The organism is Dethiothermospora halolimnae, from assembly GCF_037577855.1.
Classification (GTDB): Bacteria; Bacillota; Clostridia; order Tissierellales; family VENL01; genus Dethiothermospora; species Dethiothermospora halolimnae.
Genome location: NZ_JBAKFX010000039.1, coordinates 1 through 26,492, shown reverse-complemented (window position 1 = coordinate 26,492; position 26,492 = coordinate 1). Strand labels below are relative to the sequence as shown.

Sequence of the window (26,492 nt, the reverse complement as noted above, 5' to 3'; positions counted from 1 at the left end):
CAGTGGCAAAAGAAGAGGACAAAGAAATAGAAAAAATTTCACTTCCTTATAATTTCATACCTTTCCCTGACAAATGGGTATATCCATATGATTTGAGAGATGATATGAAAAAGCCACCATCATATATAAACAACAATCAAGGGGCTGATTTAAGTGGATATATAGAGTACACAATAACTCCAAAGTCAGATTTGATTTTAGATTTAAGAAAAGATATGGATGAAAATTACTTTGTTATGGGTAGTACGTTAAGGGGAAGAGTTAGAAATAATCTGGAAATATTAAGTTTCAGTTATCCAACTTTTATTGATAAGAGACCTATGATATATAGAGACTTTACATCAAATGATAATAGATCAGAATCTTATGAAAAAAGATTAGGAATTGACAATAAGAAAATAGAACAGGTAATGAATGTGGGGTATCTAATTAAAAAGGGAAATAAGTTTTATGTTAAAGAAGCTAAAGAAATAGGAGGAAAAAAGTTTTATCCTATAGATGAAACCAAACTGATTGAGTGGATTAATCAAGGGGATACAAAGAATTGCTATAATACAATGTATGATTGGAATAGAAAGGAAAAACAATGGTTAAAAGAGTTAAATAAAAAAATAGAAGATTTGACTATAAAAATAAAAGAGTATAGAAAAGATAATAATATAGATAATAATAAATATTCAAGTGTGTTTATAGAAAAAGGTAATTTTAACAGGTGGCATTTGAAATATAAAAGTGAAGAAAAAATAAAAAAAATAATAGAAGAAAAAAGTGATATGCTATATAACGAATTAAAAAAAATAAACAAAGAACACTGTGATTTATTTAAGTTATATAAAGAAAGAATAAAGTATAAAGCTAGAATATATGCTAAAATTATGTCTAAAGAAACTAGGCGTAGCTTTAGACCCTATCAAAGACACGTATTTTATAATAATAGTCAAAATAGAGGAGTTTCTCATATTTCTTTTAATACAAACAATACTATAGAGTATTTAGAAGGAACATTATTTTGTTCTACAAATGCAAGTAGCAAAAGGAGACATTATTTGGTGGGAAAAATAAAAGAAGATGGGAATTGCTATGGAATAGAAGATAATCTTATTAATGTATATAATGATAATATGGAAAGATTTAGAATAAGTAAGGGTAGTAAAGAAACTAAAAATCAAATAAAAGAATTTTATAATATTTTTAATTCATATAGCGATTTAAAAGAAAAAAATAATTACCCTGTAGTATTTTTTACTCTTAACAAAAATGGAGATGAAATAACTAATATAGGCAGGACTCCATATTTAAAAATACAATACAAAAATTCTTTAGATAATCTATTGAAAGAAGAAAAACACAACAAAATAGATTATGTAAGGGGATTATTTGGTTATACTAAAGAAGATCTTAATATAGATACTAATGAAATAGAGGATGGTAGATATTTATCATATAAATCAAGACTTCGATTTTCTCCTATAGACATAAAAGGAAAATTAAATGAAGAAGATTTAGATACAAGGGTATTTAATCTTCAGACACCACAGGCAACAGCATTTCAAATGTATTTAAAACAGGATAATGCTGAAACCGTAAAAGATATTAAGTCTTATGAAGATGACTGCCAACTTAGAGGATATAAGTTTTATAAAATATTAAATAAAACTATAAATCCAATAAAGGATAAAAAAGAAAAGGGAGATGATTTGTTATCTGAAAAAATAGTGATTCCTATGAAAAAGGATATTAATTTAAAGGGAAGAATATATTTTAACAATTTAACAGAAGAAGAACTGGGATTGTTAATGCTTAGTGTAGATATAAAGGAGCTTCAAAATGAAAGTGAACTTATTAAGAAGGAAGAAACTTATGATTTAATAGGCGGAGCTAAACCATATGGATATGGAAAAGTTAAAATAGATATTGATTCTGTTAATGTATTGGAAAATAAAAGTATATTTGATATGGATTTTGAAAAAAATCATTACACTGAAAAGAGTTATGATGAAAAGAAAAATTATATTACTAAATACACCAATAAGATGGATAGACAAATAGATGAAAGAAAAGATTATCTAAAAACTAATACAATAGAAACCTATATAAGAAGTAAAACTATAATTAAAGATAAATGTAACGTTAAATATAATTGGAATAATAAAAGGGGGGGAGGTTATAAAAAAGAAGAGGTGCTTGCAACTGTAGATGAACTTATAAAAGGGAAAAACGAAAAAAGTAATTATAACAAGTATGACAGAAAATCAAATAAAAACAAGGGAAATAATAATTATAAAAAAAAGTCGTCTAAGAATAAAAAGCATCAATCTAGAGAATTGAATAGTTTAAAGGATAATGAGGTTCTGAAGAAATTATTAAAAGAAATTGATAGATGATTATATTAAGTTGTTTTGTTTTAGTATTATTTATATAAATGTCAGTAAATAATTTAAAACTAAATAATCTAAGGAATTTATATAATAATATATAGTTTCAAAATCAAATTTCAAAGTGTCGTCGACCCTAGGTAGTGCAAAAACCCCGGGAGGTCGACGACACTTTATTTTTTTGTGTAAATGGCTTAATATCAATGCTTCTATTGGTAAAGCCATAGTAATATAGTAGGAATTAAAGGGTTCTAGGAAAAATTGACAATAAGGAATGGATGTGGTAATATCAATATGTGTAATGGGTTTATAGACTACCTATGAGGAATTGAAACTAGTATCTTTGTCGCTTATTGCTATAGAGTTGGCACCGTTTATAGACTACCTATGAGGAATTGAAACATATCATATCCCTTAGTATTCCATGCACTAGATAATAGTTTATAGACTACCTATGAGGAATTGAAACGTTATAAGAGGGTATGCTCTAGTATAGCGACCATAAGTTTATAGACTACCTATGAGGAATTGAAACGCACTCTTTTGGTCATTCTCTGTTCCATATCTAGTAGCGTTTATAGACTACCTATGAGGAATTGAAACACGAATGTAATAGGCATAGCAACTGAAAAAAATCTGTTTATAGACTACCTATGAGGAATTGAAACTTTTTATCTTTAATAAAATACTGCATATGAAAACGTTTATAGACTACCTATGAGGAATTGAAACTACTCTAACATAGTAATTACAATGGATTAAGTACAATGTTTATAGACTACCTATGAGGAATTGAAACATCTAATATACTCATAACTCATAACCTTTGGTATATCTGTTTATAGACTACCTATGAGGAATTGAAACTCATTATATCAGCTGTTGATTGGTGACCTATGGCACTATCGTTTATAGACTACCTATGAGGAATTGAAACCAAAATAGCTGACACTCTCCACCTTGTTTTTGTATGTGTTTATAGACTACCTATGAGGAATTGAAACAATGTAGTCCATATAATATCGTTTGATTTTGCATTTACGTTTATAGACTACCTATGAGGAATTGAAACCTTGTTATAAGAACGGTGTTAGATATTCAATAGGAACGTTTATAGACTACCTATGAGGAATTGAAACTCAGCTTGTCCATCTTTCCTGTCTAGAAACTTAATAGTTTATAGACTACCTATGAGGAATTGAAACTAAAATTAGGGTTTTAAGTTAAAAAATTAAAAGGAGTGTTTATAGACTACCTATGAGGAATTGAAACGATAATAGAACTCCGAGTGATGTTGTGGCGGCTAGGGGTTTATAGACTACCTATGAGGAATTGAAACATCGTTATTCTCAGTACTGTCTGAGCTTTGGGGGTTAGTTTATAGACTACCTATGAGGAATTGAAACTATAACAGAAGGTTTAGATAGTTCTGACATATCATCCGTTTATAGACTACCTATGAGGAATTGAAACTCTACCTTGAAATTCTCAAATGTGCAATTTTTAAAACCGTTTATAGACTACCTATGAGGAATTGAAACTCAGATGATCACCTACTTTGAAATAACGTGGTTCATAGTTTATAGACTACCTATGAGGAATTGAAACTTAATGCTGAATATTTCCTCTCTTAGTGCATATAGCTGTTTATAGACTACCTATGAGGAATTGAAACTTTTTTTCCATGATGTATTGAGCCTTAAAGTTGAGTTTATAGACTACCTATGAGGAATTGAAACTTCACCATCTTTGAAGATGGTATAATCTCTAATTTAGTTTATAGACTACCTATGAGGAATTGAAACTTTATCAAACTTTCATTCTTTTTCATTTCAAGCAATTGTTTATAGACTACCTATGAGGAATTGAAACAAAGGTGAAAATATTCCTTTAGGTTCAAGAATATTAGTTTATAGACTACCTATGAGGAATTGAAACGATAGTTATTCTAACGGGTTGACTTACGTAGTAGAGAAGTTTATAGACTACCTATGAGGAATTGAAACTTCTCTGACACTACTAGTAGTAGGTCATAATCTCTAACCGTTTATAGACTACCTATGAGGAATTGAAACAAAGCACTAAAGGAAGTAGATACAGTACAACATAGAAGTTTATAGACTACCTATGAGGAATTGAAACTCTTCCATCACTATGTCTTCTTCAAGGATAGCTATTGGTTTATAGACTACCTATGAGGAATTGAAACTTTCTAAAGCTTTATAACCTTCTTCCCAAGTTTCATTCGTTTATAGACTACCTATGAGGAATTGAAACACAGTTATATCTTCTATATAACTTTGAACCTTTTTACTGTTTATAGACTACCTATGAGGAATTGAAACTTATTTTTATGTCATCACCATCTTTTATAGGTATTCCAAGTTTATAGACTACCTATAAGGAATTGAAACTTTCATCATATTTAATAGTACCCCTTCGGAACTTATTAGGTTTATAGACTACCTATAAGGAATAAAAGTCTCTTCAGTTGACAAAGTAAAAAAATAGCAATATAATATATATAACGATAATAAAGTGAGGTATTTTTATGAGTGAGGTTATTCTTCTTTAATCAAAGTTAATAAGAAATTAAGTATCAAAGTCAGGAGGGGAGACCCTTATCTTTGTTGTACCTAATTTCCTTAAAGAAGAATAAGCATATATAAATACCCACATAAGTCCACAATTGGTGGCTCTATGTCTTAATGTCGTTTTATAAAATGATGGGATGTATATATTACCGTAGATGCTTATCTACGGTTTTTTTATACCCAAAAACTCTTATAAATCAGATAGAATGTAATATAAAGGGAATTAAGTACGGAAAGTATCTCCTTTTGACTTTAAAATAGGAGGTATATTAGTGAATTTAGAAACAATGAGAACATTAGAATATCATAAGGTAAAGGAAAACATTAAAGAATTTACAGTAAGTCATTTAGGGAAAAAATTAGTAGATAAGATTACACCTAATACAAACATTGATGTTATTAAGAAAAAATTAAATGATACAACAGAGGCTAAAAAGATTATAAATACTTCTGGATTGCCACCTCTTCAAGGGCTTCATGATATAGAGGATATAATAAGCAAAATAGAAAAGGGCATTATATTAAAACCATCAGAGCTTAATAAAGTATCAGACTTTTTAAGGGCATCTAGAAAAATGAAGAGCTTTATGATGAAGCAGGATTTTATAGCTTCTACATTAAGTGGCTATAGTAGTGTTTTGTCTGAATTTAAGGATATAGAAGATGAAATTAATTCTTCTATTGAAGGGAGTAGAGTTAGTTCCAAGGCAAGTAATACTTTATCAAAGATTAGAAGAAAGAAGATGATATTAGAAGAAAAGATAGAAAAAAAAGTGAATGGAATGTTAAATTCTCCAAAGTATAAAAAGTATCTACAAGATAGCTTTGTAAGTAAGCGAAGGGGAAAGTATGTGTTACCAATAAAAGCAACATATAAAAATTTAGTTGAAGGAAATGTAGTTGAAATATCAGCCACCGGTTCCACCGCTTTTATAGAACCAAAGGCTTTGGGAAAATTATCCCAAGAAATGCTAAGCCTTGATAATGATGAAGAAATAGAAGAATATCAGATATTATCTACGGTAACAGGCTATATAGACCTGTATATAAAGGAGATAAAATTAAATATAGAATTGATGGCTGAATATGATCTTATATTTGCAAAGGCAAAATATGCTCTAGAAATAGATGCCATAGAACCTATTTTAAATGAAGAAGATTACATTGATATAATTGAAGGAAGACACCCATTATTAGAAGGGGATGTTACACCCCTTGACTTCAAAATAGGAAAGGAATATAGAACATTGATAATAACTGGCCCAAATACTGGAGGAAAAACTATAGCTTTAAAAACCATAGGACTTTTAACTCTATTGGCTCAGTCAGGGATACATGTTCCTGCTAAAGAAGGTACAGAGATATGTATATTTGATAGAATATTAGTGGATATTGGAGATAAACAAAGTATAGAACAATCATTAAGTACCTTTTCTGGTCATATAGAGAATATCATTAACATCATGAATAAGGCAAAGTACTCTAGTTTAGTATTATTTGATGAAATAGGAACAGGAACTGACCCAAGAGAAGGGGCTGGTTTAGCAGCTGCCATCTTACATGAACTTTATAAACAGGGAAGCATCACTGTGGCAACTACCCACTATGGAGAAATAAAAGACTTTGCTAATAAACATAAAGGCTTTGAAAACGGGTGTATGGCCTTTGATCCTGAAACATTGGCACCCCTATATAGGTTAATAATAGGAAAAGCTGGGACATCAAATGCTCTATGGATTTCTAAAAAGATGGGAATGAAAGACAGTGTGTTAAGCTTAGCTGAAAAATATATAAATAGCAGAGAAGAGGATGATATCCATTTTGACATAAAAGATGTGGTTTTTAAAAGAAGAATTAATAAAGAAAATAAGGTGAAGAAGGATATTAAAAAAGAAAAGTTTAGAAAAGGGGATTCAGTTATATTATTGGATAATAATAAAAGGGGAGTAGTATATAAGGCAGTAGATGAATTTAATAACTTAAGTGTATTAGTTGATAATAAGTTTATAAAGGTCAATGAAAAAAGACTAAAGCTTCATCTAAAAAGAGAAGTTCTTTATCCCGAAGGATATGATTTAGACCAGATATTTATAACATGGGATGAAAGAAAGTTAGAGAAAGAAATGGCTAAAGGAAGGTTTAAAGATCTAGACGAAGTAAAGGAAAAAATCGATGAAGTAAATCAGATAAAAAGAGATAGAAGAGAATTTTAGTGAACTTAAATAATTGAAAGGTGATAGTGATAAAAGTTTTTATCACTATCACCTTTTTAAGGTTTAAGATATTTTAGCTTTATATTTTCTAATATATGTTGATAGTCTATTTCAAACTCTATATGATCACCAAGGGCATGGATAACATTAATACTTATACCCAGAGAAGAAGGTGTTAGATAGGTGAAGATATAATTATCCCTTCCTTCAGTAATATTGGCTAGTGAGTCTGATTTCGAAAAATTTTTCAGTGTGTTTTTAGAATCAAGTTTATTTAAAATTATAGTACGTCTATTTTTAGGTGCTTTAAAATTCCCTTTCTGAATTTTCTTTATCAATTCATCATCTATTTCTATAATATCTTTTAATCTCAATCTATTCCCGTTATTAATATCTATATTGGTTGTGTAGAAATGATTGTTAGGGTATGCAGCCCCTTTAACGTATCCTAAACCAGAGTATGCAATACTTAATAAATTATTTGTTTTTAGTTTAATAGTATAGTTTATTTCCAAAGTTAACTTTTTTTCTATAGTATCATAATAATCAATTATTTTTAAGGCTTCATCTTTTAGTAGAGTGTTAATTGTGTTTTGTCTTTTAGCATCATTAAGGTTAGTAATTTTAGGGTAGTTTATTTTTATATTATTCTTTCTATACTCTTGATTAGTTATATAATAGCTACCTTTTTTCTCATTAACAGGTTTCAGTATTATACCATGGATTTCCTTTTTATTTATTGAAAAACTATCTATATTATAATCAATACTTCCTAAATAAAAAGATATAAAGAGTGTTAATACCAGTCCCCATATTAATTTCATATATATAGCCTCCCTCAGTATTAATTTTACTTTAAAAATATTTCAGTTATAATTATACCATATATTACATATCAATGATATTTTGTTATATAACATCTATAAAACAAAAAGAAAATAAAGGGATTAAAAATAAAATATAGAAATAATATATAATATTGAGAAAATATTTAAAGTCATATCTATAAAAGTAAAACAATATATTTTAAATTAGATACTTTTATATTATTTAATTATAATAAACATATTAAAACCTATAGTTATGTATAACGATTTAATCTAAATAATGTCATCAAAGAATCTTTATTTTATAAAGATCTTTGAAGTATATCACAAAATACATAAGGGGGAATAAGAATGTTTAAAAAAATTACCAATGGTTGTGTGGCAGTGGTCCAGAGATTTCTGCCAGATGCCTTTTTATTTGCTGTTATTTTAACCTTTATTGTTTTACTTTTAGGGATATTTGTAACAGGACAAGGATTAACAGATATGATAGGTCATTGGAACAATGGGTTTTGGGAGTTGTTGGGATTTTCCATGCAGATGGTATTAGTACTTGTAACTGGTAATGCCATGGCTACAGCTCCAGTATTTAAAAAAGGCTTAGGAAAACTGGCAAGTATACCTAAAAAGCCTACTCAAGCCATATATCTAGTAACATTGGTTGGCATAATAGCATGTTGGATTAACTGGGGATTTGGATTAATTATTGGAGCATTATTTGCTAAAGAGATTGCTAAAAAGGTAAAAGGGGTTGACTATAGACTACTTATAGCCTCTGCTTATTCTGGTTTTTTAGTTTGGCATGGAGGTTTTTCAGGGTCCATACCTTTAAAACTTGCATCAGGTGGGGATAAACTAGCCAATGAAACAATGAATGCTGTAACAGAAGCCATTCCTACAACAGAAACCATATTTTCACCATTAAATATTTTTATAGTGGTGGCAATACTTATAATTATCCCCCTTATAAATAGGGCAATGCATCCTAAAAAAGAGGATACTATATCTATAGATCCAGAATTATTAGAGCAAGAGGCAAAGGAAGAGCTAACGGCTACTAAAGCTATGACGCCAGCAGAAAAGATGGAAAACAGTAGAGTATTCACGATACTATTATCTATAATGGGTGTAATGGCCATAGTGCTTTACTTTAAGGATAATGGTTTCAAACTAACCTTAAACTTTGTTAACTTTATATTTTTATTTGTAGGGATAATACTACATGGAACACCGAAAAGATATATAGAGGCAGTTTTTAATGCAGTTAAGGGGACATCTGGAATAGTACTTCAATTTCCCTTTTATGCAGGTATTATGGGAATGATGAAGGGAATAAATCCAGAAACAGGAAAATGTCTAGCAGGTGTTATATCAAATGGTTTTGTAAGTATTTCAAATCAAACCACTTTACCTGTATTTTCATTTTTAAGTGCTGGGATAGTAAATTTCTTTGTTCCTTCAGGGGGAGGACAATGGGCAGTTCAAGCACCTATTATGATGCCAGCTGGTTTAGATTTACAAGTTTCAGCAGCTAAAACAGCCATGGCTATATCATGGGGAGATGCATGGACCAATATGATACAACCATTTTGGGCACTACCAGCCCTAGGCATAGCAGGATTAAATGCTAGGGACATAATGGGATTTTGCGTTATGGATTTATTGATAGGTGGACTTATAATAGTGGCAGGATTCCTAATATTTTAGTTATAAAGCACGAAAGACTTTACAAATATGATATTTGTAAAGTCTTTTTATATAAATGGAGGTTTAAATGGGGGACTTAAGTTTCTCTATATGAATATAATAGCATGCAAATGTGATGAAAATATGAACTAAATGTAAATGCAATAAAGATAATTTTTCACATGTGATCCCTTAAAGTCTTGGACCTTGATTTTCCTTTTAATTTACAATTTAAAACTTAAAATTTACAATTCGAAAGGGGCCCTAGGGCCCCCTTTGCTATTATCCTAAGAACATTTTCATATCATCTTGAACATTTGTTACTCCACCTATACCAAAGTTTTCAACTAATACATTGGCCACATTTGGTGATAGGAATGCCGGTAGTGTTGGTCCAAGGTGGATATTTTTAACACCAAGGGATAATAAAGCAAGTAATACTATTACAGCTTTTTGCTCATACCAAGCTATATTGTATGATATAGGAAGTTCGTTTATATCATTTAGTTCAAATACTTCTTTTAATTTAAGGGCTATAACAGCTAATGAGTATGAGTCATTACATTGACCTGCATCTAATACTCTAGGAATACCACCGATATCTCCTAGATCTAACTTATTATATCTATATTTAGCACATCCTGCTGTAAGGATAACAGTATCATTTGGTAGTTCCTTAGCAAACTCTGTGTAATAGTTTCTATCTTTCATTCTTCCGTCACATCCAGCCATTACAAAGAACTGCTTTATAGCTCCTGATTTTACTGCATCTACAACTTTATCAGCAAGGCTTATAACTGTATTGTGGGCAAATCCACCAACTATTTCACCTTTCTCAATCTCTGTAGGTGCTTCACATTTTTTGGCATGTTCTATTATTTCTGAGAAATCTTTTTTTCCATTTTCATCGGCCTCTATACGCTTAAGTCCTTCAAATCCAACTGCTCCTGTCATATAAACTCTATCTTTATATCCATCCTTTGGAGGTACTAAACAGTTTGTAGTCATTAATATAGGACCGTTAAACTTCTCAAACTCTTCATTTTGTTTCCACCATGAGTTACCATAGTTACCTACGAAGTGATCATATTTTTTAAATGCTGGGTAGTAGTTTGCAGGTAACATTTCACTGTGGGTATAAACATCTACCCCAGTTCCTTCAGTCTGTTCTAATAATTGCTCCATATCCTTTAAGTCGTGACCACTTATTAATATAGCAGGATTATTTCTTACCCCTATATTAACCTTAGTAACTTCAGGGTTACCATATGTTGAAGTATTAGCCTTATCAAGAAGTGCCATAGTTTTAACACCATATTCTCCAGTCTTTAAAGTAAGGGCGACTAAATCATCGGCACTTAATGAATCGTCTGTGGTTTGAACTAAAGCTTCTGATATGAAGTTATATATATCTTCATCTTCATGATCTAGGTTAATAGCATGTTCTGCATAGGCAGCTAAACCTTTTATTCCATAAGTTATTAACTCCCTTAATGATCTCACATCTTCATTTTCCGTTGATAAAACACCAACTAATTTAGCCTTTTCTTCAAATGCCTCAACTGAATCTGCAAACCATAATGCGCTATCATGTTTTATATGATCTATATTGCCATCCGCTTTAACTATGTTTTCTTTTATTTTATCCCTTAATGAAAGTGACTCTTTGATTCTTTTTACGAATGCCTCTTTATCAAAGTTAGCATTTGTTATAGTCATAAATAAACTAGTTATAATAAACTTATCTGCTTCTTTAGTATTAAGACCTAATTCTTTAGCCTTTAAGTTATAAAAAGCAATCCCCTTTTGAGTATATATAAGTAAGTCCTGTAGATTTGCTACATCATTAGTTTTACCACATACACCCCTTACTGTACATCCTTTTCCCTTTGCTGCCTCTTGACATTGATAACAAAACATAACTAAATTCCTCCCTTTTTAAATCTTATATATTTAAAGTTTAATTTTTAGCATTTAATTGATGAGTATTGATAAGCTCTCATTTAGTCCCTGAGTAATTCCCAATTTCTGATCTAGCTGCTAAGAGATTCGTAATCCCTGCTTTAGTGGCTGAGTAATTCCCAATTCCTGATTTAGTTGTTGGGGGATTCGCAATCCCCCAACTTCTGTGTTTCTCATCTATCTACAATTCTATAGGATAAATTTAACTAAAACAGTGACTAGCATCAAAGCCATATGTGAGATGTATCACATAATAGGTATAATCACTAAAGTAGTTCAAACAATTCTGAAAAATAGGCCTAATTTTACCCAGAATATTATATACAATACCCCTATAAATATATATGAAACAATTAGTTTGACAAAATTAGCCAAAAATTTACAATCCCATTGTTATATAATATAAACTGTGATACTATATATCTGTTAATAGCTTTAGTAAGATGTAGTTAACAATTAATAAATGTCAACTGCTAACGGTGGAGGAGAATTAATTTTCTGTTAATAAAAGTTTTAGAGTTTAAAAAGGTGTGATTACGTGAAAAGAATAGATGAACGGGATACTATGTTTGCAAGGATGAATTATAAAAAAGGTACTAAAGAATATAATGATTATTATAGTAGAAATAAAGATAAAGAGAAGATAGATGATGACATACGAAATAGACCAGAAATATGTGGCGAGGGCACAGCAACATATGATGAGATAAACTCTCCTATAGCCTCATCTAACTTTAAATTTCTAGCAGATATTATGAAATATAGTGAAGGTGATATAAATCCCAATAGGGTAGAGATCGATAGTGAAGTTATGTCTAAAAGAATAAAAGGACTTACTAAACACTATGGAGCAGTAAAAGTTGGAATAACTAAAATGGAGGATTATCATTACTATAGTCATAGAGGAAGGCATGAAAATGTATATGGGGAAGAAGTGCAGCCTAAGCATCCATATGGTATAGTTTTTGCCGTAGAGATGGATAAAGGAATGATAAATAGATCCCCCCAAGTATCGGAGGTTATAGAAACATCAAGGGCCTATGTGGAGGCTGCCATTATTGGAATGCAGATTTCTTACTATATTAGAGAACTTGGATACGATGCAAGAAATCATATGGATGCCAATTATCTAGTGGTAGCTCCCCTTATGGCTAGAGACGCTGGTATAGGAGATATAGGTAGAAATGGAATACTAATAACTAAAGACTATGGATCTAGGGTTAGACTGGGAGTAGTTACAACAGAACTTCCCCTTATTACTGATAGTAAAGAGGATTTTGGACTAGAAGAGTTTTGTAGGATTTGTAAAAGGTGTGTTAGAACATGTCCAGGGAAGGCTATACCCAGTGGAGACAAAGAAGAGATAGATGGCATAAACAGATGGCAAATCAAACAAGAAGATTGTTATAAAATGTGGCGGAGTCTAGGCACAGACTGTGGCATATGTATAAGCAGTTGCCCCTTTAGTCAAGGAATAGAGGCTGAAACTATAGAAAGTATAAAGAATGATAAAGAAAAAATAGATCAAGTTTTAAAAGAACATGATAAAAAACATGGTATAAGGCCCTATATAAAGAAGCCACCTAAGTGGCTTGAGTAGTTAATAGTTAATAGATAATAGTTAATAGTCAAAACAAAGGTAGCTCCCAATTTATTTGGAGCTACCTTTGTTTTAGAGGAGAATTGAGAGGGGAGAGTGGAGAGTTTAAGGTGATTTTATTCCCTTTGGTCATAAAATATTATATATCAAATCGGCTTCAGCCGATTTACACCTTAAATTGTCAATTGTCAACTGTCCACTGTCAATTATTAATGGTAGAATGGGATAATATCTCATCATCACATTCATTTATTGTATCTAAACTTGGAGAGACTATAAACATTACAACGGTGATTTTATATTCATCAATATATTTTGCATATATTCTCCCCTTTAGGTCTATAACCGGAAAATCTTTTCCGTCATAAAATCGTGATATAGGCTTTCCATATTGAATATAACCCCTTTGATCATCTCTAAACTTATGCATGGGGCTGTTTGTTTTTATATTTGCATTAACTTTAGTCCAACCACTAAGTTTCATATAATCTACATCTTCTATTATGTTAACGGCATCTATTTCAAATATTCTTTCTTCTTTAGGACATCCAATAGAAGATAATACTAAATAGTTTTGATCAAATTCTGTTAGATTAGATATATCATTTATATCCAAGTCTCCATTTTCTAAGAATCCAAATTTATCGTTGGGGTTCTTTTTATTTTGTATAACATATCCACCATAGAAACTACTGAAATATGGAGAAGTTGGGTCATAGAAGGATGATGCTTCATCTTTCAATTTGAAATGACCAAAATTGTATAGAACAGTAAGATCAAAATCCCTTCCTGTATATTTTGAAAAATCATCACTGGCTGTATAGGTCATAACAAATGGGTACCAATCCTTTTTTTCTGTATATAATCCTCCTTTTATATTAAGGTCTATATCTTTTTTATATAGTATGCTGTCGGTTTTATGTTTAAAACTATAGGGATACATTATCCCGTAACTCTTTACCATTGGATATAATGGTGAAAAGAAAAAAATTAGAATAAAAATAAATATACTTGGTATAATAATAAGCTTTTTTTTCATATTACCCCTCCAATTAAATGTACTATTTATATTCTATCAAAAAATAAACTGAAAATTAAGAAATATTGTATATAGTTTTATAAATTGGGTATAAAATATATATCAATATATTATAGAGGTGATTATAATGGCTATTTATACTAAAACAGGAGATAAGGGTAAAACAAGTCTTTTTGATAGAAAAAGAGTGTTTAAAGATGATTTAAGGGTAGAATCATATGGAACCATAGATGAATTAAATTCCCAAATGGGATTAGCTAAAAATTTTGTTGATGATGATAAAGTATATGAGTTGATTCATAAGATACAAAGAAAATTATTTGATATTGGAGCCCAACTTGCCACATCAGATCCTGAAAAAAGGCCAACAAATGTAAATGATGAGGATATACTGTTCTTAGAAGATATGATAGATGAGTATATGGATAAGGTAACTGAACCAAATAGATTTATTATTCCAGGTACAAGTAAAGCAGCAGGATTTTTACATGTGGCTAGAACCATTTGTAGAAGGGCAGAAAGAAGAATAATATCATTAGCAAGAGAAGAGGATACAAATCAGTTTTTAATTAAATATGTAAATAGACTATCAGACCTTTTGTATACATTAGCTAGATATTCAGAAACTAGTCTTGAGGAAGTAGAATTTAAGTAATTAGTATTGAAATATGCTTACTTGTAGTAGACAGTTAAAATAATAAAACTGTTACTACAAGTAGGCGTATTTTTTTATCCCTTCACCTTGCTCCTTGCACTCTGCACCAACAAAGGAAAAGCCGAAGGCTTCCTTGTTTTATTATAATTTTCAGAAAAAAAAAGGAAAATAAAAAAATATGTAGAAATATGTTTGGTATGGGAATATTATAAATGGAGGGATTAAAATGGGAGATAATCAATTTATACAGAAAAGAAACAAGTTACTAGTTAAACTAATGTGGGTTTCAATAATTCTAGGGATTCTAAGCAATGTATTTAACTCTAATTCAAACACTAAATTTTTACTTATATTAATAGGTTCCAGTCTTATACCTGCTATTATAATAACTGTATTAGTTATTAAAAATACATTTATAAAACATATCAAATATTTAGTAATCATAATTTTATTTGTATTAACCTTTATTATGGCTTCTGAGTCCCATAGATTTGGATATTATATTATGCTTTATTTCAATTTAGTTATGATATCCCTTTATCAAGATCATATTTCAAATATCATATCTTGCATACTATCTATAGGATTAACCATATATTGGTATTTACAATATGGACAGGAGATGTTTTTTAACTATAGTAATACCGGTGGTTTAATAACCCTTATCATGTATATAATTTTAGTTAGTGGGTTATTAACATTCCAAAGTAGATTTAGTCATAGAATTATGAAAAAGGAACAAGAGGGACATAATAGAATGAAAGAATCAAAGGAAAAGGTTGATAATGTATTGTCACAGTTGAAAAATAGTATAAAGACTTTAAATGAATTTGGAGATGAATTAAAGGAGAATATAGATATAACTGGAGATATTTCTAGAGAAGTTACTAATTCATTTTCACAAATTGCTTCTGGGATAGAATCAGAAACTAAAAGTATAAATGACATAAGCTATTCTATGAATAATAGTAATGAGGCCATAGAATTTCTTAGAAAAGCATCTATTGATATGAAGGAAATTTCCGATGATACATCTATAATAACAAAGGAAGGTAATAGCAAGATTGTAGACCTATCTACTAAGATGGAAAGGGCAAGGGATGATATAAACAATACTGTTATCTTAATAAACGAACTAAATGACAGATCAAATCAAATAGGGAGTATACTACAAACAATAAATAGTATATCGGAGCAAACTGGACTACTTGCCCTTAATGCTGCCATTGAAGCAGCTAGAGCTGGGGAAGAAGGAAAAGGATTTGCGGTTGTTGCAGAAGAGATTAGGAAATTGGCCGATGACTCCCATAAATCTACTGAAAAAATATCAGAAATATTAGTACAAATTCAAGATAAAACTCAGGAGGTAACAGGACAAGTTGCAAATGTACAGGATGAAATAGCAGTTAGTAAAAATGCGTCAAACAAAGTGGAAGAAGTATTTGATAAAGTTATGAATAATGCAAACAATGTACTTACCAAGGCAAATAAAGTAGAAAATATAGCTAAAGATATAAGTAAGACATCTAAATTTATAACAGATGAAATATCGTCTATATCAAGTTTAACAGAGGAGCATGCTGCCTCCGTTGAAGAGGTATTAGCCAGTATAACAGATCAAGATGAAAGGATTTCAGATATTGTGGATAGCTTCAAGACCCTTGAAAAATTAAATAAAGATTTAAAAGATATGATATCTTAAAAATAAGTAGGGTTATAATATGTATGTAGGGTCTAGGCATGCCTAGACCCTATTTTTAAACCATAAAACACTCAATATTAATAAAGTGGGGTTTTAACTCCATATAAAACCCTTAACTTTGAATTTGGAACTTCTACATAATAAAGCAAGTCCTTTGTTTTCAGATATGACGTATAAAAATAATCTTAATGGAATATCTATTTAATAATAATAAATGGGAGGGGTTATTTGGGGGAAATAGATGTGAAGTTAAAAGATGTAATATTAAAAACCATTATATTGAAACTACTTAATGACAAAGAAACCTATGGTTCTAAACTTTTAAATACATTGGATAATATAAGTAAAGGGTATTATAAGTTAAGTGAAGGTTCATTATATCCTTTATTATATAAACTTGAAGAGGATAAATTAATAGAGAATTATTGGAGTACGAATGAAGAAGGGAATATGCCAAAAAAATATTATAAAATAACTAAACTGGGAAAAGAAAAATTAAAAAAACAATTAGAAGCTTGGGAAATATTTAAACAAAGAACAGAACATATTGTGAAATAAAATTAGTAAAATATAAATGGAAGTATACTGGTGTTAGGTTCATAATAAAGGGCTGTTAAAAGAATTATATATTTTGAGGTTAAAAGAATTATATATTTTGAGGTTGAAAGAATTACATATTTTGAGGTTGAAAGATTTATATATTTTGAGGTTGAGAGAATTATATATTTTGAGGTTGAGAGATTTATATATTTTGAGGTTGAGAGATTTATATATTTTGTTGTTGAGAGATTTATATATTTTGTTGTTGGGAGTTCATATGTTTTGTTGTTGGGGGATTCGTAATCCCCCAACTAAAATCAAGTCTATAGAGTATCCTGCCCCTCTTCCCAATTAACAGGACAAGCTCCACCCATTTGTAATGCTTTAACCAATCTTACTACTTCATCTATACTTCTACCCACATCGGTATTATTAATAGAGTATTGTTGCAGATTACCATCGGGGTCGATTAAGAAAGTTCCCCTTAGGGCTATTCCTCCCCCCTGATCATAAAAAACACCATAGTCTTTAGTTACCCTTTTATCATAGTCAGCAAGTAGAGGATAGTCTATGCCCCCTAAACTTTCTATCCATGCTTTATGGGTAGGGATGCTATCGGTATTAACTCCTAAGACTACAGCATTTAACTTTTCAAACTCTTTTAACCTACGGTTAAATTCAGGAACCTCGGTGCTTCAGACAGGGGTAAAGTCTAAAGGATAAAAGAAAAGAACTACCCATTTACCCCGCAATTCACTTAATGAAATATCTTTATCATCTGTACTAGGCAATGTAAACTCCGGTGCCGGTTCACCAATTTTAATCATGTGTGTACACCTCCAAAATGTTATTTAGAAAAAATACTCTCTTTGTTATTATTAGGAATACATGCACTTAAAATACATAATATTATAGAAATCATTAATGATACTATGATTAAAATTTATCAAAGAATGGTATAAATTATATAATGTATTAACTAGAGTAAATCCTATGTATTCTATAAAATATATTAGGGAAAAATACAAAAAAGAGGTGATAGTGTGGATAATAGATTTGATAACTTTCAAGATAAGAGAATGTTAATCTTTAGGGAACTTGTAAAGCGGGCATGGAATAATGATTTTAATGGAGACTTAAATGAGCTAGTTAATGATATAAAATTTAAGTATGGATTTAAAGATGAGGATAAACAGTTTATAGCTGATCATATAAGGGTAGCTTTAGGACTTGATCCAAACGGAGAAGAAGAATTTTTTAATGAATATAATATAGCCACTAAACTAAATCGAGTGAAAGAGCCTATTGTTACTAAAGTAGAAGGGGTTTGTGAATACTGTGGAGAAAATATAGAAGATAATGACTGCTATAACTCCTGCAAATATGAAGCCCATGTATATAAAAGAAATAAGGGACCTATAATAGAAAATAATAAGTGTCTAAGCTGTGGGAAATGTGTATCAAGCTGTTCCTTTGGAGCCATAGCGGATAAAATAGAATTCATACCTGTTATAGAGATGTTAAAGGATAAAGATACCGATGTTTATGCCGCTGTTGCACCATCTATAGTTGGTCAATTTGGAGATGATATATCCATGGGGCAAATAAGGTCGGCCCTTAAACTTATGGGATTTAAGGACATGATAGAGGTGGCATTATTTGCAGATATATTAACCATGAAGGAAGCCTTTGAATTTGATAATCTGGTTAAGGATAAAGATGATTTCTTTTTAACCAGTTGCTGTTGTCCTGTCTGGATTAACTTAGTTAAAAAGCATTATCCTGATCTTTTTGAACATATGTCACCATCAGTATCCCCAATGATAGCTTCAGGAAGGGTAATGAAGGAATTATATGATAGAGAGATAAAAGTAGTCTTTATATCTCCTTGCATAGCAAAGAAGGCAGAAGCCAAGGATGAAGAACTAAATGGAGATATAGATTTTGTACTAACATATAGGGAACTTGATGAAATATTTAAAGCTATTGATATAGACTTAAAAGATCTCCCAAAAGATGAAAAGGATCAAGCATCCTTCGGGGGTAGAGTATATGCAAGGACAGGTGGTGTTAGCTTTTCAGTAAAGACTGTTGTAAATAGGATAGCACCAAGAAGACTTATCAAATTCAAATCAAAGAAAGTTGATGGTGTTGTTGATTGTAAAAACTTATTAGATGATTTGATTGACGGAAAAATAGATGCTAATTTTATAGAAGGAATGGGATGTAAAGGTGGTTGTGTAGGGGGGCCAAGAACAAATATAGAAGTGGAAAAGGCAACTAAATTAGTAAATGAATTTGGGGAAGACTCCCTTATTATGACTCCCTTTGATAATATGAACGCAATAAAAATACTAAAGCAATTGGGACTTAACCATATAGAGAATATTTTAAAGGATAATAAAGTACATAATATTCTTAAAAGACAGAGAAGTATGAAAAAATAAAGGGAACAATCACAAAAAATTAACATAAGATAGTAATTATATATGATATAATTGGGTAAAGAGAACAGTTATTTGTATATAGTTAACTTTTAGAGGGCTCTAAAAGGGGGCAATTATGTTAAATGAAAAAGCAATATTAGAAGGAAAGATAAAGAATCACGCAAGACTTAATTTTGATATATTAGATGGCATGGTAGACTGGGTTAGGGTTATTGATAACTCTGGAGTGGTCATATATGCAAATCAGCCTATGAAAGAGGCATTAGGAAATGATATTATAGGGCGAAGATGTTATAGGGTTTTAGGTAAATGTAAAGCCTGTGACAGATGTATAACCCAAACTACTATATCTACTGGTATAATATCTGAAAAAGAAGAACATATAGGGGATAGAATCTTTGCAGTTAAAAGTTCTCCAGTTAAAGACTTAGAAGGGAATAACTATGCAGCAGTTGAGGTTTTTAGAGATGTTACTAAGGAAAGAAAATTGGAGAAGGAACTTAAAAAGAAAAATAAAAAAATGAATAAGGATTTATCCTTTGCTAGAACGTTACAGAAAAGGGTACTGCCTAAAAAGGGTGTCTATGACAATATTGAAGTAGATTATATGTACAAGCCATGTGAAATGTTAAGTGGAGACATATTTGATATATTCCATATAGATGATAATCATATAGGATTTTATATAGCTGATGTTGTTGGCCATGGGGTTACTGCATCAATGATGACAATGTTTGTTAAACAAACTATGAAGGTAATTAAAAAGGATACCTTATCTCCAAGTGAAACCCTTGAAAAACTTCATAAAGAATTCCTAGACTTAAAATTAGAATATGATAAGTATTTTACTATATTTTATGGAGTTCTAGATAAAAGGGATAATACACTTAAATACGTTAATGGAGGACATAATAGTATACCTATTTTATTTAATAAAAATAAAGTAGAGCTACTAGAAACAAGGGGATATCCCATATCATACTTATTTGATAGTGTTAGTTATGATGAAAAGATAGCAAAGTTAAATAAAAATGATAAACTTCTATTTTATACAGATGGAATAATAGAATGTAGAAATAGAGATAATGAACAGTTTGGCATAGAGAGATTATTAGATATAGTTAAGAAAGATGATGGGGATATAATAGACAACATAAAAAGCTATGTTGATGAGTTTATATATGGAGAACATGATGATGATTTAGCCATATTTACAATAGAAGTTAAGGAGTAGCTGGATAAAATTTTAGCATGGAGTATCGATAAAGTAATCACAAATGTCCGCCAGTCCTCGGATTTGGAAAATATAGAGAAACGGTCGAAAACAGAATTCCAAACTCGCTATGCTCAGACAGTGGAATTCTAAACGATTTTCTCCCTTATTCTATATTTTCACAAATCCTGCGGGATGGCTACCATTTGTGATTACTTTATTTAAATGTACTTTAAGATGAGATTTAGCTGGATAAAATTCCAGCTATTTTCTATTTTTTGCAACCTAATAGGGATTTATTGCATCTATATTAGTAGATAAGGAATAAAGTATAGCTATACTTGAGATTCAAAAGGGGTGATTGACATAAATGAAATGGAGATAATTAAGGGGCTTAAGTTAAAGGATGAACACATGATAAAAGAGTTTATGAATATCTATAAGGACCGATTAATGAAGGTTGCATATATGGTTATGAAAGATATAAATATTGCAGAGGAAATAGTTCAAGAGACATTTATAAAGATAATAAAAGATATAGACAAATTTGAGGGAAAATCTTCATTATATACATATGTTTATAAGATAGCTATAAACCAATGTAGACAGAAATTAAGGAAGAATTGGTTTAAACGAATCACCTTAGTTGATAAATGGTTTGAGGGAGGGGATTATAGAGATTGGACTGAAAAGAGTATAGATAAACTAACCATAGATAAGAGTATAGGGAAATTAAAGTTTAAATATAGGGAAGTGTTATTACTATATTATTATGAAGATATGTCTATAGAGAAGATAGCTGAAGTTACTGGTGATAAAAAAGGAACTATAAAAAGTAAATTAAGTAGAGCTAGAAGTATGTTAAAGGATATATTATCTAAGGAGGGGTTTAATGAATGAGAATAAAATGAAAAAAATTATAAAGAAAAAAATAGATAATGAATTAAATCATATAACTTTCAGTAAAGAAGATGAAGTTATTAAAAAATTAAAGGAAAAAGAGAATTTTATTAAAAAGCTTTTAGATTATGAGGTAAAGATCCCCGTAAAAGCTGCAGTAGCAACAATACTAGTATTTTTTATCGTTACAGCATATACAGTATACCCTACTTTTAGTATAGATAGTAAAGATATATCTAGAGGGAAGATGGAACTTATAAAGTTAGGGGTGAAGGTTAAGGAATGAAATATATAAAAATAAAAGTAAAAACCATATTAATATTATCAATAGCTATAATAATGTTAGGGAGCCTTGCATATTCATTAAGGGATGATGGATTGTATGGGATAGGTGTTATAAATGAAAAGTTAGGAAATGTTGATAGGGCAAATGGATATTATAAAAAAACAGTCGATAAATTTCCCCATAGAGATGGAGGAGTCAAGGCTGCCAATAGAAGGGTTGAAAGTTTATTAAAATATAATGATATAAATTTTTTTAATGATAAAGTAATTATAGAACCAAGGGGAGTATCAAAAATAGGCTCAACTAAAAAGGGTTTAATCTTAGGTGACAAAAACCTTAATAAAATAAATGAAGAGCATGAAAATATTAAAAGCTCTTATAAAAAAGATAGTTTGTTAGCTAGGTATGAGGTAGGGGTTGCTTTAATGAATTGGCTGGGGGGAGAAAGTGATAAAGCTATCGAGATACTTGAAAATTTGGATTATACAGGGGGAAATTTAGAAGAGATAAGAAGATTACATTTAGCTGTTATGTATATAAACTCCGGAGAGGTTAAAAAAGGTAAAGAATTTATTAAAAAGGATTTAAAAAAGAATGATAAATATAAATATGTTAGAGAAGATATAATCCAGTATGGAAATTTTATGGAGGGGAATTTTGATAATTTTGGCTATAATAAAAAAGATAATCACATGTATAGATTAAAAATAGAAGACCCTTATATGACACCTATAAAAGATGCCAGCGAGGTATTAAAAAATGTAAGTGATTTTATTGATAGAAGTGAAGAATATAAAGGTTATAAAAATAAAGTGACAGGCAATATAACATATAAAGGGAAACCAGTATCTAATGTAATGATATATGCATTAAATAACAAAGATAAATCTAAGGCCTTTTCATATGAACATATAAAAGCTATAGGAGTGTCAGATAGTAATGGTAATTTTATTGTAAATAATATACCCGATGGTGACTATATATTGGGAATTATTATAAATTGGAATAGGGTAAAGAACAGAAAATTTAAATTTAATGGAAATCCTGTTATAAGGGTTAATAATAAAGAGGTAAAGTATGATATAGAGATTACAGATATTATTAAGATAACTGATGTGAAGAATTTAGGAAATAATAAGTTTAAAGTAAGTTGGGAAGATAATAGAGATGATATAGTTTATTACTCTGTAAGCTTAGGTAAAGAGGGAGTTCATAACTATGTAGAGACCCATACAAAACTTAAATCTGTTACAGTAGACTTAGATAAGTTACTAAAAGAGGATAAGGTATCTAAGTTTGGGTCATATACAAGTCATCTAGATTTAAATCCTTATTATGTGTTGCCACCTCTGTACTGTAGTGGGGAATATAAGATAGAGATTATGGGATATACCAAAGAAAAAGCTAGAATGACAGATTCTTTTGGAACACTAAATAAAGAAAATTCCCCTACTGTTTATATAGAAGGCAATGAACTTACAGAGGCAGATAAGAGTGTGATGAATAGGGACTATGAAAAGGGAATAGAACTATATAAGGCAAGTTTAAAAGAAAATCCAAAGGATATGCATGCTGCTACAATGTTAGCAACACTGTATACAGAGGGATGGAAACGTATCAGAAGGTCTAGTGGTTATTATTTAGGAGGAGGAAGGGATTATAAAAAAGCCAGAAAATATTTAAGAATATTAAGGGATAATGATAAGCTAACTAAACACTTAACAGATAAGTTGGCAGATATAGAGTTAAGCTTTGGAAACTATGATGAAGCTATAACATTGTACAAAAAATTAGAGGATTATAGGTCTTACTATTATTTATATATAGGAGATACATATGCATATAAATATGATTATAATGCAGCGCTTAAATACTATAAGAAATATTATAACGAGTCTAAAGGGGCAATAGAACGTTTAGCTATGCTTTATATTTTAAAAAATGATACAGAGAACTTGAAAAAAATATCAAAAGAAAAAAATAGTAGAATATATGATGTAGGGTATGGAAACACCATAGATGAATATATTAAAATGGATAAGAGCAAATATAAAAACTTCTTTAATTTAATAAATCATAATTACCCAAAAGAAGCTAAAGAATATATAGAAAATAATAATGATAGCTTGGCTAAACTATATAAAGGAATATTTATACTAAATAGTAATAATGATGGAGTTGACAGAGAAAAAGAGTATAAAAAGATCTATGAAGGCATAGATAATAAAACTATAAGGAATATAATGATACGGTTAGGTAAGTACAGAATAAGTAGTAATTTTGGAGATGATTAATTATTGTTTGGAAAAGTTGATTTTTTATAAAAAACTAAATGATTATAACAAAATGATATCAATAGATAATATAGGTTATGTGTAGTTTATATATAGGGTCTGAATATATTCGGACCCTTTTTAGAGCCATATAATATAGGATAATAGTAAAATTTAGTTGCTGGTGGATTTGTAGTCTCACAGTTTATTAAGAAATACAGTCTTTGGTATTATAGATCTTCTGGAAGAAGACCTAAGGGCTTCAATATATTGAAGCCCTACAAATATATTGACTGTTACATATATTATAGGCTTATCAATTCCTAAATTTACAATAATAATAAACTACAACAAAATGGATAAATGTAGAAATAAAACAATATATATAGTACAATATATAATAAGTGGGAGGTGTATCATGAAAAAAATAAGAACAAAAAAAATGATGATATTATTAATAATTATCACCATATTACTAGGTACAGCATATATGCTATATGACAATATAGTGTATGCAGTAGGTATAGTTTATGAAAAAGTTAAGGGGACTGATAAGGCAGATGACTATTATAATAAAATAGCCAATGAACTTTCAGATAGGGATGGGGGCTTAAGGGCTGCCAATAGAAGGATAGAAAATATACTAAAAAAGGATACATCCACAAATCTTTTAATTGATAAAGTTAATATATCATATATGGGATTAACTACATGTAACTTTAAACTAGATATAGAAAAACTTAAAGGGATAAATGAAGAATATAATAAAATTAAAAATGTTTATAAAAAAGACGATTTATTAGCTAGATATGAAATAGGAGTATCCTTAATGAATTGGCTAGGAGGAAAAAGTGATAAAGCTATTTATATACTAGAGAATATAGACTATATAGAGGAAGAACTGAATGATATAAGAAAGCTTAACTTAGCTATTATGTATATAAATTCTAATAGGATAAAAGAGGGGCAACAGATTATAAAAAAGGATATAAATAAAAATGATAAATATAAATATATTAGAGAAGGTATTATCCAATATGTGAAGTTTATAGAAGGTAACTTTGATGATTTCAGTTATAGCAAAGAATATAACTATAATTATAAACCTAAAATAGAAGATCCCTATGTGGTACATTTAGATAATATGGATTCAGTGTTAAGAAATATAAAAAATTTTTTAGATATGAGGGATAAGCATGAAAACTATAAAAATGAAGTTACTGGAAACATAAGTTATAAGGGAAAAGGAATGTCTAATATAATAGTATATCTAAAAGAAGAAGAATATAAATCAAGCTGTTCTTTTGGAGAATATAATCTTGTTAATGATTATATAAAAGCTTTAGCAGTTACAGATAGTGATGGGAACTATACCATAAAAAATATTCCTGACGGTAATTATATAATAGGTGTTTTATTAGATTGGCATAAGGTAAAGGACAAAAAGATTGAATTTAAAGGTGAGCCTATTATGATTATTAATAATAATAAAAAATTAAAATGTGATATAGAAATGATAGATGGAATTAAAATAGCAAATGTAGAAAAATTAGATAAAAATAAATTTGAAATAAATTGGAAAGATGATAGAGGTGATATTTCTTATTATTCATTAAATTTAGAAAAAGAAGGGGTTAATTATTATGTAGCTGATAATATAAAAACTAAATCAACCATAATAGACTTAAATAAACAGCTAAAGGACGGAGACATATTAATAAGTGGTATGACTTCAAATAGTTTAGGTGTAAACCCATATTTTATATTGCCACCATTATACTTCAGTGGAGATTATAAAGTACAGGTAAATGGATATAACAGGGAAGGAGATATAATAACAGACTCCAGGGGAACATTTAATAATGAAGAAGTCTACATTAACATAGAGGGGAAGGAACTTACAAAGGCAGACAAATATTTAGTAGAAAGGGATTATGAAAAGGCAATAGAGTTATATGATAAAAGTTTAAAGGAAGATCCAAAGGATATACATTCGGCTAAAATATTAGCGAAACTATATAAAAAAGGATGGAAATATGACAGGGAAGATGGGCACGGGAATCGCATGAAGATTTATTCAAACCAAAACTTTCATCCGAAAATTTTTAAAAGCGACTAGCGTCGTATAAATATGAGATAAGATGTTAACTAATTTTGAAAAGAAGTATAATGTCTAACCT

17 protein-coding genes, 1 pseudogene and 1 CRISPR repeat array are annotated in these 26,492 nt (G+C 29.8%); of the genes and pseudogenes, 13 read left to right on the top strand and 5 right to left on the bottom strand.

Features of this window, described 5'->3' with window-relative positions; all coding sequences use genetic code 11:
- Window positions 1–2: 2 nt before the first annotated feature.
- Window positions 3–2,384: a hypothetical protein gene (locus V6137_RS14350; RefSeq protein WP_425448642.1), complete on the top strand. Its 2,382-nt coding sequence runs from the start codon at window positions 3–5 to the stop codon at window positions 2,382–2,384.
- A gap of 296 nt (window positions 2,385–2,680) precedes the next feature.
- Window positions 2,681–4,858: a CRISPR direct-repeat array (repeat unit 30 nt; unit sequence GTTTATAGACTACCTATGAGGAATTGAAAC).
- Window positions 4,859–5,241: 383 nt separating this feature from the next.
- Window positions 5,242–7,182, top strand: coding sequence for an endonuclease MutS2 (locus V6137_RS14345; RefSeq protein ID WP_425448641.1), 1,941 nt, complete (start codon window positions 5,242–5,244; stop codon window positions 7,180–7,182).
- 56 nt (window positions 7,183–7,238) lie between these two features.
- Here the strand turns inward: V6137_RS14345 and V6137_RS14340 are convergent, their stop codons facing one another.
- Window positions 7,239–8,006 carry a polysaccharide deacetylase family protein gene (locus V6137_RS14340; RefSeq protein WP_425448640.1) on the bottom strand — a complete coding sequence of 256 codons (768 nt, stop codon included), beginning with the start codon at window positions 8,004–8,006 and terminating at the stop codon, window positions 7,239–7,241.
- 354 nt (window positions 8,007–8,360) lie between these two features.
- Between V6137_RS14340 and V6137_RS14335 the strand changes: the two genes are divergently transcribed.
- Entirely contained in the window at window positions 8,361–9,716 is a 1,356-nt protein-coding gene (locus tag V6137_RS14335; RefSeq protein ID WP_425448639.1) for a short-chain fatty acid transporter, read from the top strand.
- Between the two features lie 261 nt (window positions 9,717–9,977).
- Here V6137_RS14335 and hcp read toward each other — a convergent pair whose 3' ends face one another.
- Window positions 9,978–11,615: a hydroxylamine reductase gene (gene hcp, locus V6137_RS14330; RefSeq protein ID WP_425448638.1), complete on the bottom strand. Its 1,638-nt coding sequence runs from the start codon at window positions 11,613–11,615 to the stop codon at window positions 9,978–9,980.
- Between the two features lie 580 nt (window positions 11,616–12,195).
- On the opposite strand from hcp, the gene V6137_RS14325 reads away from it, so the two are divergent.
- Window positions 12,196–13,257, top strand: a complete 1,062-nt coding sequence (locus V6137_RS14325) for a 4Fe-4S dicluster domain-containing protein (protein ID WP_425448637.1) — start codon at window positions 12,196–12,198, stop codon at window positions 13,255–13,257.
- Between the two features lie 202 nt (window positions 13,258–13,459).
- Here V6137_RS14325 and V6137_RS14320 read toward each other — a convergent pair whose 3' ends face one another.
- Window positions 13,460–14,296: a hypothetical protein gene (locus V6137_RS14320; protein WP_425448636.1), complete on the bottom strand. Its 837-nt coding sequence runs from the start codon at window positions 14,294–14,296 to the stop codon at window positions 13,460–13,462.
- A gap of 127 nt (window positions 14,297–14,423) precedes the next feature.
- On the opposite strand from V6137_RS14320, the gene V6137_RS14315 reads away from it, so the two are divergent.
- The 3 genes from V6137_RS14315 to V6137_RS14305 all read left to right on the top strand — a co-directional run bounded on the left by V6137_RS14315 (window position 14,424) and on the right by V6137_RS14305 (window position 17,211).
- Window positions 14,424–14,951 carry a cob(I)yrinic acid a,c-diamide adenosyltransferase gene (locus tag V6137_RS14315; protein ID WP_425448635.1) on the top strand — a complete coding sequence of 176 codons (528 nt, stop codon included), beginning with the start codon at window positions 14,424–14,426 and terminating at the stop codon, window positions 14,949–14,951.
- A 226-nt stretch (window positions 14,952–15,177) separates the two neighbouring features.
- The gene (locus V6137_RS14310) at window positions 15,178–16,653 is read left to right on the top strand and encodes a methyl-accepting chemotaxis protein (protein ID WP_425448634.1); all 1,476 of its coding nucleotides are present in this window, start codon (window positions 15,178–15,180) and stop codon (window positions 16,651–16,653) included.
- Between the two features lie 228 nt (window positions 16,654–16,881).
- Complete coding sequence (locus V6137_RS14305; RefSeq protein WP_425448633.1) at window positions 16,882–17,211, top strand: PadR family transcriptional regulator; 330 nt, start codon at window positions 16,882–16,884, stop codon at window positions 17,209–17,211.
- Between the two features lie 2 nt (window positions 17,212–17,213).
- Here V6137_RS14305 and V6137_RS14300 read toward each other — a convergent pair whose 3' ends face one another.
- Together V6137_RS14300 and V6137_RS14295 are read right to left on the bottom strand one after the other, a co-directional pair.
- On the bottom strand, window positions 17,214–17,504 hold the full coding sequence (locus V6137_RS14300) for a hypothetical protein (protein ID WP_425448632.1): 291 nt from the start codon (window positions 17,502–17,504) through the stop codon (window positions 17,214–17,216).
- A 126-nt stretch (window positions 17,505–17,630) separates the two neighbouring features.
- Window positions 17,631–18,020, bottom strand: a pseudogene (locus V6137_RS14295) (redoxin domain-containing protein); the annotation flags it as partial.
- A 216-nt stretch (window positions 18,021–18,236) separates the two neighbouring features.
- On the opposite strand from V6137_RS14295, the gene V6137_RS14290 reads away from it, so the two are divergent.
- From V6137_RS14290 to V6137_RS14265, 6 genes are all read left to right on the top strand, one after another.
- Window positions 18,237–19,640, top strand: a complete 1,404-nt coding sequence (locus tag V6137_RS14290) for a [Fe-Fe] hydrogenase large subunit C-terminal domain-containing protein (protein ID WP_425448631.1) — start codon at window positions 18,237–18,239, stop codon at window positions 19,638–19,640.
- A 115-nt stretch (window positions 19,641–19,755) separates the two neighbouring features.
- Entirely contained in the window at window positions 19,756–20,874 is a 1,119-nt protein-coding gene (locus V6137_RS14285; protein ID WP_425448630.1) for a PP2C family protein-serine/threonine phosphatase, read from the top strand.
- 336 nt (window positions 20,875–21,210) lie between these two features.
- Entirely contained in the window at window positions 21,211–21,753 is a 543-nt protein-coding gene (locus V6137_RS14280; protein ID WP_425448629.1) for an RNA polymerase sigma factor, read from the top strand.
- Window positions 21,746–22,039 (top strand): hypothetical protein, encoded by a 294-nt coding sequence (locus V6137_RS14275; protein ID WP_425448628.1) that lies wholly within the window; start codon window positions 21,746–21,748, stop codon window positions 22,037–22,039. The genes V6137_RS14280 and V6137_RS14275 overlap by 8 nt, the downstream gene beginning before the upstream one ends.
- A complete protein-coding gene (locus tag V6137_RS14270; RefSeq protein ID WP_425448627.1) occupies window positions 22,036–24,333 on the top strand; it encodes a tetratricopeptide repeat protein in 2,298 nt (765 codons plus the stop codon). Before V6137_RS14275 ends, V6137_RS14270 begins: the two co-directional genes overlap by 4 nt.
- 397 nt (window positions 24,334–24,730) lie before the next feature.
- Window positions 24,731–26,431: a hypothetical protein gene (locus tag V6137_RS14265; protein ID WP_425448626.1), complete on the top strand. Its 1,701-nt coding sequence runs from the start codon at window positions 24,731–24,733 to the stop codon at window positions 26,429–26,431.
- Window positions 26,432–26,492: the final 61 nt, after the last annotated feature.

What these genes read in the sequence shown, in the direction of transcription:
- V6137_RS14340 (WP_425448640.1), bottom strand. Translation starts at nt 8,006, where the DNA reads ATGAAATTAATATGGGGACTGGTATTAACACTCTTTATATCTTTTTAT.
- V6137_RS14335 (WP_425448639.1), top strand. Translation starts at nt 8,361, where the DNA reads ATGTTTAAAAAAATTACCAATGGTTGTGTGGCAGTGGTCCAGAGATTT.
- hcp (WP_425448638.1), bottom strand. Translation starts at nt 11,615, where the DNA reads ATGTTTTGTTATCAATGTCAAGAGGCAGCAAAGGGAAAAGGATGTACA.
- V6137_RS14320 (WP_425448636.1), bottom strand. Translation starts at nt 14,296, where the DNA reads ATGAAAAAAAAGCTTATTATTATACCAAGTATATTTATTTTTATTCTA.
- V6137_RS14315 (WP_425448635.1), top strand. Translation starts at nt 14,424, where the DNA reads ATGGCTATTTATACTAAAACAGGAGATAAGGGTAAAACAAGTCTTTTT.
- V6137_RS14310 (WP_425448634.1), top strand. Translation starts at nt 15,178, where the DNA reads ATGGGAGATAATCAATTTATACAGAAAAGAAACAAGTTACTAGTTAAA.
- V6137_RS14285 (WP_425448630.1), top strand. Translation starts at nt 19,756, where the DNA reads ATGTTAAATGAAAAAGCAATATTAGAAGGAAAGATAAAGAATCACGCA.
- V6137_RS14275 (WP_425448628.1), top strand. Translation starts at nt 21,746, where the DNA reads ATGAATGAGAATAAAATGAAAAAAATTATAAAGAAAAAAATAGATAAT.
- V6137_RS14270 (WP_425448627.1), top strand. Translation starts at nt 22,036, where the DNA reads ATGAAATATATAAAAATAAAAGTAAAAACCATATTAATATTATCAATA.
- V6137_RS14265 (WP_425448626.1), top strand. Translation starts at nt 24,731, where the DNA reads ATGAAAAAAATAAGAACAAAAAAAATGATGATATTATTAATAATTATC.